Genomic DNA, 13,409 nt, shown 5'->3' on the forward strand with positions numbered 1-13,409 from the left:
GATATTGCGAATGTCACAATCAGCCTTGGGCCGGGCTTGGGTCGCCGGTGTCAAGCAGACGGTGGAAAGCCGCCTCGTCCAGGATGGGCAGGCCCAGACTCTCGGCCTTGTCGGCCTTGGAGCCCGGGTTGGCACCGACCACCACATAGGTGGTCTTCTTGCTGACGGACCCAGAAGCCTTGCCGCCGCGCTCCACGATGGCCTCCTTGGCAGAGTCCCTGGAGAAGTCCTCCAGACTGCCGGTGACCACCACGGTCATGCCTTTCAGGGTCTGCGGCTTGGTGCTGCGTTCGACGTGAGCGCCCACCCCTGCGGCCTGCCAGGCATCCAGGATGCGACCGCGCCAGTCGCCGGGCTGTCGGGCGCCCTGGAACCAGTCGTGGATGGAGTGCGCAATCTCGGGGCCCACCCCGTCCAGCTCGGACAAGTCCTCCACGCTGGCCTCCTCCACGGCCTTGAGCGAGGGGAATCGGGTGGCGATGGCCCGGGCCGAGGTCGGTCCCAGGTGCCGGATGGACAGGGCCACCAGGACCCTCCACAGGTCGGCATGCTTGGCCTTGTCGATCTCTTCAAGCATCTGCAGGGTGTTCCTGGAGGGTTGGGCGTCGGCACTGTCCAGTGCGGCCTCCTGGACCTGGGTTTCATGACTGTTCATGGCCCGCTCGCCTTGTCCAGCCTGGGCGCCCTTGGGCAGATTATAGAAGGCCGGCACCCGGTACCAGAGGCCGCTGCCGCCAGTCCTGCGCTTGGTTGCGGCGCGCCCCTGCCGGCCTTCGACCTCCACCTGCTCCATCAGAGGAACCTCACGCCAGACATAGACCTGACCCAGATCCTCCACCTTCAGCTCGAAGAGGCCTGCCTCGCTGGTCAGGACCGGATCCTGACGTGGCGGAAGCTTCAAGTCCGGGTCCGGCTGGTAGGGGGCTGCCTGGCCGCCCTGGTCGACCAGGACCTCACGCAGGCCGGGGGCGTAGACCTCCACGGAATCGGGCCGGTTCTCGTCGGGGTTGGTCAGGGCTATGGCGCTCTGCTCCCCCAGATGCTCGATGTCCAGGGCCTTCCGCGAGGCCATGTGGATGATCCGCTCGGTCAGCTGGGCCGGGCAGGACTCCACGTTGGGGCAGCGGATGTCCACATCGCCCTCCTTGGCCGGAGCCAGACGGGCGCCACAGCTGGGGCAGGTCTCGGGCATGACGAAGGGTCTCAGCTCCTTCTCGCGCCCCTTCCTGGCCTCGACGACCGGTCCGACCAGCTCGGGGATCACATCGCCCGCCTTGCGGACCACGACCGTGTCCCCGATCAGAATGCCCTTGCGCTTGACCTCAGAGGCATTGTGGAGGGTGGTCCTGGAGACCGTGGACCCGGCCACGGTGACCGGGGTGAGCACAGCCACCGGGGTGATTCGCCCGGTCCTGCCCACCTGGACGGTGATGTCCAGAAGCCGGGTATTGACCTCCTCCGGCGGGTACTTGTAGGCCACGGCCCAGCGGGGGGCACGGGAGGTGGCGCCCAGCCTGCGCTGGAGATCCCGGTCCTGAAGCTTGACGACGATGCCGTCCAGGGCGTGCTCGATGTCGTTGCGGTGCTGGCCATAATAGTCGATCATGTCCAGGATCTGGTCGAAGGAGGTGACGACCCGGTTGTGGGGAGAGACCGGAATCCCCCACTGCTTGTAGAGGTCGTAGGCCTGGGACTGGTCGATGACTTCGTCATGGGTCCCCTTGGGATGGGCCGGGCCCCACCTCAGGGAGCCCAGGCCATGGGCGTAGAAGCTCAGACGACGGCTGGCTGTAATGCGCGGGTCCTTCTGCCGAAGAGACCCGGCGGCGGCGTTGCGAGGGTTGGCAAAGGGCGCCTTGCCCTCCTTCTCCTGCTGCTCATTGAGAGCCTTGAAGTCGTCGAACCGCATGAAGACCTCGCCGCGGACCTCCACGAACTCAGGGATGTCGCGGGCCGGGCCGGACAGGTTCTGCGGAATGCTTGGGATGGTCCGGACGTTCAGGGTGATATCCTCTCCGGTCACCCCGTCCCCCCTGGTCAGCCCCTGCTCCAGCACCCCGTTGCGGTAGAGAAGGTTGAGGGCCAGGCCGTCGATCTTGACCTCGCTGGTCATGGGCAGGGCCTTGTCCTCTGGCCAGTCAAGCTCGCTGCGAAGCCCCTCATACCACTGGCGCAGCTCGGCGACGCTGAAGACGTCATCCAGGCTGAGCATCTGGGAGGGGTGGCGGACCGAGGCGAAGTCGTTGGAGAAGGTCCCTCCGACCCGGTGCGTCGGCGATTGGGGGGTGTCCAGGCTGGGGAAGCGGGACTCCAGCTCCTGCAGGCAGCGCATCCGGGCATCGTAGGCCGCGTCGGAGGAGACCGGCGCATCGTCTATGTAGTAGGCGACCTGGTCGGACTCCACCCAGGCGGCCAGCCTGGACCAGAGACGCTGGGCCTGTTGGGCTCCCAGGGAGTCAAGATCCAGCTCCCCCAGCCGCATGGCATCGGCATCGTCGGGCTGCAGGGATGCTATCCATCGGTCAGTGCCCGGCCTGGGCCTGGACTGGGCATTGCCATCCTGATCACTGGTTTGCTGAATATCTTCCTGAGCTGTTTTGTCATGCATTGAGCGACCTCATGAACTGTGCCTGTACCACATCAACACCTTCATTATCGTCGTCGTTCATCCTGGCGGCCGCCATTGACAGGGTTCGGGCCGGGACGAAGAGCCCGCCGTCCACACAGATGCGCGCGGCCTGGCGCACTATCGAAGCCACCTCGGTGTGAGGCCAGACCGGCAGGCCGTGTTCAGCCAGCACCTGGCGGGCCTGTCTGTGGTTTTCGGGCAGGACCACGCACTGGGAGCGGGCCCTGGCCTGCAGCTCGGCCAGCTCGCTCTTGAGGGCTGGTATCCGGTCAGGACTGATATGCTCGCTCATCAGATAGGCCGCTGCAGCCACGTCGAACTCGTCGCGCATCCATGAGGCATAGGCCAGACGGTAGTAGGCGAAGGAGGCATCGTCCCGGTCCAGAGCCACCCTCAGAGCATTGAGTGTGGCAGCCCGGGCCGAATCCCAGTCCTCCCGGTTGGCCAGCATGACTGCCAGCTTCAGATGGGAGAGCGGGTAGGCGGGCGCATAGGCCACCATGGCGTTCAGGTGTTTGAGGGCCGCTTGGTCCTCCTTGAGCTGGGCCAGCAGATCGGCTATCTCCAGGTGGGCATAGAAGAGGTTGTCAGGAATGAGCAGGGTCCGCTCCCCCGGTGTGGCGAAGAGGCGGTTATAGACCACCCGCTCGGCGTAGGAGTTGAAGTAGCGGGGCACCTGGCCCTCGGCCGCAAAGACGGCATCCATATGGGCGATGGCATCCTGCTCAACCTGTATGCCCTGGGCTGCGCCGCCGGAGAAGAGCAGATCGCGGGCTTTGACGCGCTCCTTGTCCAGCTGTGAGGACAGTGAGAAGTCGAAATCGGGAACAGGGGTGCCGTCGATCATGGCGCTGGCAACCTGAGGGGCCAGCTGTTCCAGCTCCGGGTCGCCAATGCTTTCGATGATGCCCGTGGCCGCCTGGGCCTTGGCTGCCGAAGTCATGGCCCGGTCAGAAGCCAGCTGGTGGAAACCGCCTACAGCCCTCTGCAGCAGGTCGGCCCGCTGGATGGACAGATCGACGGCCTTATGTGCGCCCAGTGCCTTGGCAGACTTGTCGGCAAAGGCCACCTCGGAGAACTCGGGCTCCTCCTGGCTGCCATGGGGGCTGAAGCGATCATCGCGCATGTCGAAGACAGCCTCAGTGGGCTTGAGCCCGCCCTGGGAATCCAGCTGCATGGCCGCGTCGAAGAAGCGGTAGACGGCACGTGGATCCTTCAGACCCTGTGAACGGATGCGGGAGAGGAAGAGTTCCCTGCTGAAGACCACCGAAACCAAGGTGCGTATGGTCGGATTGCTCTGCAGAGCGCTGAGCGGGTTCTGCGATGCGTCGTCGTCGCTCTGATCTGCGGAGGCATCATCATTGGAGACATCCTCGTCCGAGGCTCCATCCGTGGCAGACTCGTCCTTGTCGGACCCATTGGCTGACGACGGCGCTGCAAAGGCTGCAGAGTCAAGGTCCACGCCCTGCATGAGATCCTTGAACTCACGATCTACGGATTCCTTTTCCCCCTGATCCTCAGCCTTGTCTTCCTCTTCGTCCTGTTGTTGCTCAGGAGCCATCCGGGAGGCGATGGGCTTGGTGGGATCGCCGTGTACGTCGCCATCCTTGGGATCAGCCTTGGACCCAGTGGGGGCCACCTCACCCGAACGCATGCGTTCAAAGGCCTCCAAAGCCTGTCCCATCATGGTCCTGATGGCCGAGTTCTGCTGGTCGACAGCCTCTTCCAGACCGATGGAGTCGATCTGCAGGCTGACCTCGCGCACAGCTGGATCCGCTCCGAAGGCCAGGGCGGCCATCATCAGCCCGACGCGCAAATTGTAGTCAGCGCTCATGGCGGAACGTTCGCCCTCGTCCAGGTCCCGCCAGGCCCGTGACTTGTCCTCGTAGCGGCTGGAGGGCATCATGGTGCGTCCTGCCGCAGTGAAGGCCAGAGCCACCTGCCCCTGGGCCAGATTGGACCTGAACTCCACATCAAAACGGAAGGGCAGCCGCAGGGATCGCATGAGCATGGCCAGCGTCTGCCGGTAGACCCACTCGGATTGCACGGGCTCCTGACCCTGGCCGTCCGCCCGCACCGGCAGCGCCTGGGGAGCCTGTTGACGCACCATGACAGCGGTGGCTGCGGCCTTGTCGACCATGGCGTTGATGGCGGTCCGCCCGTCGTCCTCCAGCGGGTCGAAGCGAATCGGATAGTCACCCGGGCGCAGCAGGGCGACAATGGCAGGATCGTCCAAGAGGGCCTGATCCAGCCGGGTAGCCTGGACGCGGTTGATCGAGTCCTCGGTGGGCAGCGTCCCCAGGCGAGCATTGCGCTCCAGCCAGGCGCTGACAGCGGCAAACCTGTTCAGATTGCCTTCGATGCGCAGGGCCGCCAAGGCGGCAGTGAACTCCAGTCCGTTATCCCAGCTCAGGAAGTAGGCGCCGGAGTAGGAGGAAGCATACAGATGCAGGGGCTCCGCCCCGTGAACGGCCTCCAAACCCGAGACGGGCGACAGGGCCCCGGCCTCACGCATCAGGTCGGCGAACAGATCCTCCAGCCCGGAGACCCGCTGCCCATGGGAGCGTGCCTGGATCATGTCGCCCACGCTGCGTCGGATGGCTCCCATCGGTGCCTCCCGGTTGAGCCGGTAGAAGATGTTGCCCGAGCCGAACCCGGTGAAAGTCCCCTGGATGCGCGGCAGCAGGTAGGCGGCGAAGAAGGCGATGGCCACAGCATCCCGATACTCCAGGTCCAGACGCATCTCCGGAGGCAGCAGGGGGCGCAGCTGCTCCAGGCAATAGCGGCCATTGGACCGCAGCCAGGAGGCCAACCAGCGCAGGTGGCCGGCATCGTCACGACCTACTACAGCACCTTGCAGGGCGCGGACCGGCCCCGAACCCTGTTCTGGATCAAGACCCAGCCGACGACCGTCGGCCAAGGTCACCTCCTCCTCCCGGCCCAGCAGGAAGGCAGGCTCCATGTTCTGCAGGTCCATCCGGCTCTGCTCGCCAATGAAAACCCGGCCATGGTCGTCAGCCAGAGCGATCTGGGCAAAGTGACGGCGATCGGTGAAGATTCCCAATGCGAAGCCCCGGCCTGGGGCATCGGGCCACTGGACCCAGCCCAGCGTCAGCCCTCCGGGCACGCCCTGCAGGCGGGGAAAAAGCCGGCGCTTGACAGCAATGCCTAAAATACGGCTGTGAGAGGCCAGGAATTCGCGCATCTGCCGATAATCCGGATGGCCTCCCGTCCGGTTGATCAGATCGACCATGTCGGCCACCGAAGAATCCAGGGGACGATCCCCACGACCCCCCGTGGTCGGCCGAGAGGAGCCCGCCAATCCCTCCAGTGCGGAAAGAATGGAGCGGCCCAGGCCGGACAGATCCCCGAACCCCCGGGACTTCTTCGCGTTCTTGGACATACCTTCGATTGTCCCAATCCAGCGCGACATGTCGCCGTTAGAATAAAACCGTGATGACTCTGCCAGCCCTGCGACGACCCACCCCGGCCAGGGGTACGACCATTCGGCTGCTGGCAGCGCTTGTTGTTGTGCTCATCCTCGAACTGGGAGTGTTCAATCTGGCCCATTGGCAGTCCCTGATAGGCTCCAGGTCAAACTCTCCGGCACAGACTACGGGCGATGCCCACTCCCCACCAGGCCGGCTGGGACCAGGGCTGTCCCCTCTGCCGGGCGGGGGACTGAAAATTGCCGATCCGGCTGGCGCCTGGGTGGATGTCCCTGTCGCCGATGGACAGGCATCCTTCGCCCAGGCTCACTTTGCAGAGGATGTCGAGGGTTCATTCCTGTCGCAGATCCATGTACGTCTGGACCTGCGCCTGGCCGGCGATGGGGGATGGACCCAGGGCACCCGAGGACTGGTCTGCCCCGGTCAGGCCCGCAGCCACTACCTGCGCATCCGCGGAAATCCCAGCGGCGCCCGGATCCAGTCCATGCGCCTGTGGATACAGGAACCCACCGGATCCCGGCTGGCACTGACCGGGATGACCCCGGCCAAGGTGGTCCCCCTGGACCTCAGCTTGGCGCGGATACTGATGCTGGCCTGTCTGGCGGCGCTGATCCTGGGCTACCTTCCCGGCTCGATCCTCTGGCGGACCCGGCTGGATACGGGCTCAGCGAGCCAGCGCCTGGTCCTGGCCCTAATCCTGGCCCCGCTGGCAGCCTGGTCCTGCTGGAACATCCAGCATGATCTGTCCACCTTCACCCCCATGGCCTACCACCAACCACATGCCTACGTCTACGACTTCAACCAGTACGATCACGTAGCCCAGGCCCTTCTTCATGGACGCCCCTGGCTGGATCTGGGCCAGGCGCCAGGTCTGGCCAAGGCAGCCAACCCCTTTGACATAGCCACCCGCAACGCACTGCTGGCCCAGGACCAGCAACCCATATATTGGGACTACGTCTACCGGGGCGGCCACTGGTACTCCTACTTCGGTGTCCTGCCGGTGCTGCTGCTCTTCCTGCCCTACCGAGCGATAACCGGCCTGGTGCATCCAGGCGGCTATGCCCTGCCCACCAGTTCGGCTGCAGCCCTGCTGGTTGCGGCGGCCACCATCATGACGGCTCTGGCCACCATCCGCCTGCTGGCCCGCTGGTTCCCCCGGGTCAACTTGGCCGTGGTCGGCATGGCCCTTACAACCATGCTGGGAGGATCCGGCATGGTCTACCTCTGGTGCCGTCGAAACTTCTACACGATTCCCTTCGATGCCTCCCTGCTGGCGGTCATGACCGGACTTTGGCTCTGGATGGGGGCCAGACGGGTCAGGCAACAGACTGCGGACGCTGGTGAACATCCGTATCATCGGTCAACACGTATGTGGACCATAGAAGACGGGGATCACCCCTGGCATCTATCCCCAACCCGGCTTTTTTTGGGATCGCTGTCAGTGGCTGCCACCCTGGGTTGCCGACCCACCTTCCTGGCCGCCGGTCTGTTGGCGCTACCCCTGTTTGCCCGGGAGATACAGGCAGTATTCACTACCCTGTTCACGCGTGGCAGCCATCCTGACGGCCTGTCCCGGGGGCGGGCGCTGTCCCTGCTGACCTGCGGCCTCTTGCCGGTCCTCCTGGTGGCCGCCCCCCTGCTCTGGTACAACCGCTGGCGCTTCGGATCCCTGCTGGACTTCGGCAACCGGTATCAAATGACCGTCCTGGATCTGACCAACTATCATCCCGGCACCCAGGGCCTGCTTCAGATCTTTGGCTACTACCTGTTGCAGCCGTTGACCAGTCTGCCCGTCTTCCCCTACCTGCAATTCTCCCCGGCTCCCATGCGGATCTGGCACTTCACCGAACCTGGCCTGGGCGGGCTCCTGGTCACCTCCCCGGTACTATTGCTGGCCATGGCCCTTGTCGCCCTGCCCCGAGTGCGAAACTATCTGCACCGCCGGGGCTGGATGCCCGCCTTGATCCTGGCCCTGGCTCTGGCGGTCCTGGTCATGGCCGCGGACTCCTACATTGGCGGATTCTCAGTGCGCTATACCATCGATTTCGCTTGGCTGATCTGCCTGGCCGCCGTGGTGGTCATGGCCGCTGCATCCTCAATATACGAAGACGGCCGCTCCACTGCGGGAGCGGCCGTCATGAGCCTGCTGACACTGGCCTGCCTGGCTGGTCTGATCCTGACATTTGTCAACGCCATGGTCCTGCTGGAGCACTTCGACTCCAGCCAGGCCATGAACGTGGCCGTCTGGTTCCTAGGACCCTGAGCCCAGCCGATCTCGGTGTCAGGAGTCCAGACCCTGTTGCTTGAGGGCCTGGTTATACCGGTCGACCATGTCAGCCACGATGCCATTGCCATCGCCGCCCGACAGGGTGATGACCGAGGCCAGAGGCATGGTGTCGAAAAGCTGGGCCGTATTGGGATCGTCGGGCAGCGGTATGCCATCCTGCTCGACACGGTCACGCAGGATGGGCCCGCCGATCGAATTCTCACGCCACTCGGCCATGGTCGATTCGGCATTCAACGGAATGAACCTGCCGTCGCCGTCCACCTGCAGGTCCTGCTCCGCAACCAGATCGCGGCTGGAGGTACCCACCTGGATACGGTAGGTGCCCGCCTCCACATGCCAGGCATCCATGGCTGTGGACCAGTAGGCGAAGTCGCGTTCAGTCAGGTCCATGCTCACTCGGCGGGACTGCCCGGCCTTCAGGAAGACCTTGGCGAAGGCCTTGAGCTCATGGCTGGGCCGGTTCACCCGGCTGGCGCAGGGGGCAACATAGACCTGCACGGTCTGAGCGCCGTCCACCTGCGAGGTGTTGGTCACCGTCACCTCCACCCGAGCCGAGTTGGCTCCGGTCTTGGTCACCGCAACCTGATCCAGGTCAAAGTCGGCATAGGACAGCCCGAACCCGAAGGGGAAGGCCACCGGACACTGGAAGGTGTCGTAGTAGCGGTAGCCCACGTAGACGCCCTCGCCATAGCGGGAGTGACCCTCCTCGCCGGGGAAGGAGGTGATGGTGGGGTTGTCCTCCAGCCGGACCGGAATGGTTTCAGGCAGATGTCCCGAGGGATTGGCGGCGCCGGTCAGCACATCCACCACGGCGCGTCCTCCCTCCTGGCCCAGCAGCCAGGTCTCCAGCAGACCCTTGGTCTTGTCCATCCAGTCGGCAACTGTCACCACGGCTCCATTAGAGAGGACGGCGACCACCCGGTCGTTGACCTCGGAGACAGCCTTGAGCAGAGCCACCTGCTTGTCAGGAAGATCCATGCTGGTGCGGTCGAAGCCCTCGGACTCAGCGTATTCAGGCAATCCCAGGAAGAGCACCACGGCATCGGCTCCGCGCGCAACCTCAAGCGCCTGCTGGGTCAGGGCGGGATCCTGCTCCTTCTCATCCAGCGTGAACCCGGGAGCAAAGTCCACATTCATGCCTGCCTCTTTGAAGCCATCCAGCGCCGAAGAGACCTCGGTGGGTGTGATGTGCGAGGAACCACCGCCCTGGTAGCGCGGAGTCCGGGCGAATTCGCCGATGACAGCGACCTTCTTCTTCGGATCAAGCGGCAGGATCCGATCCTCGTTGCGCAGCAGCACGATGGATTCCTGGGCCGCGCGACGGGCCACGTTGTTGTGCTCCTGGACGTCGTAGCGATACCCCTGCTGGGACATGGCCGGACGGGCCTTGTCGATCAGGTCAAGGATCCCCTGGGCCATCCGGTCCAGCTGTTCCTTGTCCAAATTGCCAGCCTGCACGGCCTGGACCACCTGGTCGTCGGTGCGGGAGGGCGGCATCTCCAGGTTGAGCCCGGCCTGCAGGGCATTGACCCTGTTGTGGACAGCGCCCCAGTCCGACATGACCATGCCCTGGTAGCCCCACTCGCCGCGCAGCACGTCCGTCAGCAGCCAACGGTTCTCCGAGCTGAAGACCCCGTTGATCTTGTTGTAGGCGCACATGATGGTCCAGGGCTTGGCCTTCCTGACCACGTATTCGAAGGCCGGCAGGTAGATCTCGCGCAGGGTGCGCGCGTCCACGTCAGAGCTGACCCTGAGCCGGTCGGTCTCCTGGTTGTTGGCTGCAAAATGCTTCAGGGAGGTTCCGACTCCCTTGGACTGGACCCCTTCGACCATGCCTGTGGCCTGGTGGCCTGCCAGGACCGGGTCCTCCGAGTAAAACTCGAAGTTGCGGCCGCCCAGCGGGCTGCGCTTGATGTTGATGCCGGGGCCCAGAATCACGGCCACCTTCTCCTGGATGCACTCTTCGCCCATGGCCTGGCCCACCTGGTAGGTCAGATCAGGATCCCAGGAGGAGGCCAGTCCGGCGGTCGGAGGGAAGCAGGTGGCCGGGACCGAGCCGTAGACGTCGGAGCCTGTGGCCTTGCGCAGGCCATAAGGGCCGTCGGTGATCATATAGCCTTCATAGCCCTTGTCGGGAAGTCCCTGCAGGTGCCAGGAGTCGGATCCCGAGGTCAGCGAGGCCTCCTCTTGCAGATCCAGATCCTCGGCTTTGGTATGCGATTTTTCCGTCATGTCTGTGTCCTTTCGGATTCGATTGCCCGGGCCGCTGCTCATCACAGGTCCGGATTACAGGTTTTCAGACTCACTTGACCTTACGGATCATCATGATAAAGAAAGTCCCCGCCAGCAGGCAGACGATGGCGACGGGGAAGATCATCCTATAGCCGCCAAAGATGCCGATAACCAGAGTGGTGCACCCGGGGGCGATCACCTGGCCTATTGTATTGGCCAGGTTGAGGATGCCCAGGTCCTTGCCGGCCTCCTTGGCATTCGGCAGCACATCGACATTCAACGCCTGATCCACTGACATGTAGCAGCCATTGCCGATTCCAGCCAGGGCGGCATAAATGTACATGCCCGTTGCGGTCGGCATCAGGAAGGGGAAAACCATCCCGAGAGCAATGATCAGACAGCTGATGGCCACAATCACTTTCCGCTTCTGCAGGAAGTCCGAGAGAGGGCCTGAGACCACAGCGGCCAGGATGGTGGTGATTACCGAGAGCAGCGCCATGACCTTGAGTGTGGATGCAGCCTGGTCATTGCTCAAATGGCAGTACTTCTGCAGAATGTAGAGCTGGTAGCCCTGGATCATGTAACAGCCGACGATGAAAGTGAACCTGCCCAGAAGCGCCATGTAGAAGTCCCGGCTGTTCTTGGTGGGCGGTATAAAGGACCGGCCGACATCAGCCCAGGTGCGCTCCACGACTGTGTTGGCTGCCGACTTCTCCCGGGGCCAGATCAGCACGGTGAGGATGCCCGAAAAGAGGAAGATGATCATGCCGACTACCAGGCCGGTGCGAATGTTGGTCAGAAACGAGCTGCCGATGATATTTCCCAGTTGCTGGCCGACCACCTGGCTGGCCCCATACAGTGCCGAATAGGTTCCCCTAGTCGATTCGGGAATCCTGTCTGAGAGGACCGCCACAGCCGGGGCTATCAGGCAGTTGATGCCTACCTGGACGATGCACCAGCCAAAGATGATCATGAAAAGGGTATGCGACTGGATGATCATCAGAAAACCGAGGGCACCTATGATACCGCCCAGCACGATCCAGGGGGTGCGCTTGCCGACGCGGAACCTGGACATATCCGAGAGAGCGCCGAAAACAACGTTGGCTACCAAGGCGAATACGCAGCCAATCGAATTCATCGTCCCTAGGGCCGCTTCGGCGCTGACCCCGTGCAGGGTATTGAAGATCTGAGGCAGAAGAACCCCCGAACCCATGGAAAAGGGCGCGGCCCAGAGCAGGGATACCAGGGCGAACCCGATGGCGAAACGAACCTTCTCCATGCTGTTGAGCCTTCTGCCAGTATCCGGAGCCAGGCTCGCATCCATGCCTTGGCCTGCGACGGCACCTCCGGTCTCATCTGCAGAGGCCATGGCTTTGATGTCCTCCCCGATTCGAGGGCCAACCCCATCGGCCGAGTCTCCCCTTCGATCCTTATTTCCGTTCCCCATCGTTACTGCTCCTTTGTGTGCAACCTTGCAATCAGTGGCTCATCATTGAGCCCCACCAATCTCCCCCTTCCATGACGGGTGATCATTCCGAATTCATTATCGGAGCAAACCAGGCAAGAGGAGGGTTTTCATCACAGCATTTTTTCGATAGCTGAGACGACTGAATCTACATTTCGGCGGAATTCCAAGGTTTCCGGTAAGAGTGACAGGGCCAGGTATCCGTTGCCTGGCATGTCGAAAAAGTATCCGGGCTGGCCAGTCAACCCGTAGGACCCAATCAGGCGGAGAATCAGTTCCTCCTCGTCGATGACCTGGGGAAAGCGCAGCAGAACGTTCCAGCCTCCCTCAGGCTTGAGCAGGGAGACGCTGGACTGTTTTTGGCCCAATATCCGTCTAAGGCTTTCAAGATTGCCCCTGACACGCTCCCCCACTCGGCTGGTCTGACTGGGAATACTTGCCAGCATGGATTCCATGTCCCTGGTGATCAGAAGACTCATGGGCAGGTAATCGTCGGCTATCAGGTCAAGATGGCGCTTGGCCTGGGCAACCTGGTCAACTGGTCCGGAAACCTGGATCCAGCCCACCTTGGCGTGGGGAGCTGCCAGGCTCTTCGAAAACCCATCCAAGGCAAAGGTCAGCACCTGCTCCTCACCGGCCAGACGGGCACAGCCCGGCAGAGGGTCCAAAGGGTAGTCGAAGAAGACCTCGTCCGCAATGATGGCCACCCCATGCCGCTGACAGAGTTCCAGCAGTGACTGGCGTTCTTCAGGATGAATGTAGGAACCGGTGGGGTTGTTGGGGTTGATAAGGACCAGAGCACGGATACGGTCGCCCTCAGGTCCTTCCAAGGCCTGCCTGACTGTAGCCAAGTCAAGAACCCAGGATCCGTCGTAGGACAGACGGTAGGGGATAGTTCGGACGCATTCCAGACCGGCGATGGATTCAATCAGGGGATATCCGGGTCTGGGCTCCAGAATGGCGTCACCTGGGTCGCAAAGGAGCTTCATCAGCCAGGAATATGCTTGGGATGTGGAGGAGAGCAGGTAGAGGTCGTCAGGATTGACCGCTGCACCTTCCTCGTTCTGGCTCAATCCCTGGCGTCTGGTCAGAAACTCAGCCAGGGCCTGACGGGCCTTACGAGGCCCCCTCGGTTCCGCCTCATAGATTTGTGGCATGAATGCCGGGGCCAGCCCGAAGCGGGTGGGATTGGAGTCGTTCAGCCTGCCCAGCTTGAGGCCATGAGCTCGGTCTACTGACTCGGCCAGAGCAATGCGATTGGGGCGGTCAGACCCTGTACGGTGAGAAAAATGCACGATTTCTCAGCTCCTCATCCGATCCAGCGATGGCCAGAACGCCCCAAACAGG

At 63.0% G+C, this 13,409-nt stretch carries 6 protein-coding genes; 1 reads left to right on the forward strand and 5 read right to left on the reverse strand.

All coding sequences use genetic code 11. The annotated features are described in order from the left end of the window. Window positions 1–19: 19 nt before the first annotated feature. The gene (gene ligA / locus QRX41_RS00340; protein ID WP_313837978.1) at window positions 20–2,608 is read right to left on the reverse strand and encodes an NAD-dependent DNA ligase LigA; all 2,589 of its coding nucleotides are present in this window, start codon (window positions 2,606–2,608) and stop codon (window positions 20–22) included. Continuing rightward, on the reverse strand, window positions 2,601–6,032 hold the full coding sequence (locus QRX41_RS00345) for a tetratricopeptide repeat protein (protein ID WP_313837980.1): 3,432 nt from the start codon (window positions 6,030–6,032) through the stop codon (window positions 2,601–2,603). Before QRX41_RS00345 ends, ligA begins: the two co-directional genes overlap by 8 nt. A 50-nt stretch (window positions 6,033–6,082) precedes the next feature. On the opposite strand from QRX41_RS00345, the gene QRX41_RS00350 reads away from it, so the two are divergent. Beyond that, the gene (locus tag QRX41_RS00350) at window positions 6,083–8,341 is read left to right on the forward strand and encodes a hypothetical protein (protein ID WP_313837981.1); all 2,259 of its coding nucleotides are present in this window, start codon (window positions 6,083–6,085) and stop codon (window positions 8,339–8,341) included. A gap of 18 nt (window positions 8,342–8,359) precedes the next feature. On the opposite strand, the gene QRX41_RS00355 is transcribed toward QRX41_RS00350, so the two are convergent. From QRX41_RS00355 to QRX41_RS00365, 3 genes are all read right to left on the reverse strand, one after another. Beyond that, a complete protein-coding gene (locus QRX41_RS00355; protein ID WP_313837983.1) occupies window positions 8,360–10,597 on the reverse strand; it encodes an exo-alpha-(1->6)-L-arabinopyranosidase in 2,238 nt (745 codons plus the stop codon). Between the two features lie 70 nt (window positions 10,598–10,667). Then, window positions 10,668–12,044 (reverse strand): MFS transporter, encoded by a 1,377-nt coding sequence (locus tag QRX41_RS00360; protein ID WP_101432570.1) that lies wholly within the window; start codon window positions 12,042–12,044, stop codon window positions 10,668–10,670. 131 nt (window positions 12,045–12,175) lie between these two features. Further along, window positions 12,176–13,357: a pyridoxal phosphate-dependent aminotransferase gene (locus QRX41_RS00365; protein WP_313837985.1), complete on the reverse strand. Its 1,182-nt coding sequence runs from the start codon at window positions 13,355–13,357 to the stop codon at window positions 12,176–12,178. Window positions 13,358–13,409: the final 52 nt, after the last annotated feature.

Source organism: Bifidobacterium kimbladii (assembly GCF_032193675.1).
GTDB lineage: Bacteria > Actinomycetota > Actinomycetes > Actinomycetales > Bifidobacteriaceae > Bombiscardovia > Bombiscardovia kimbladii.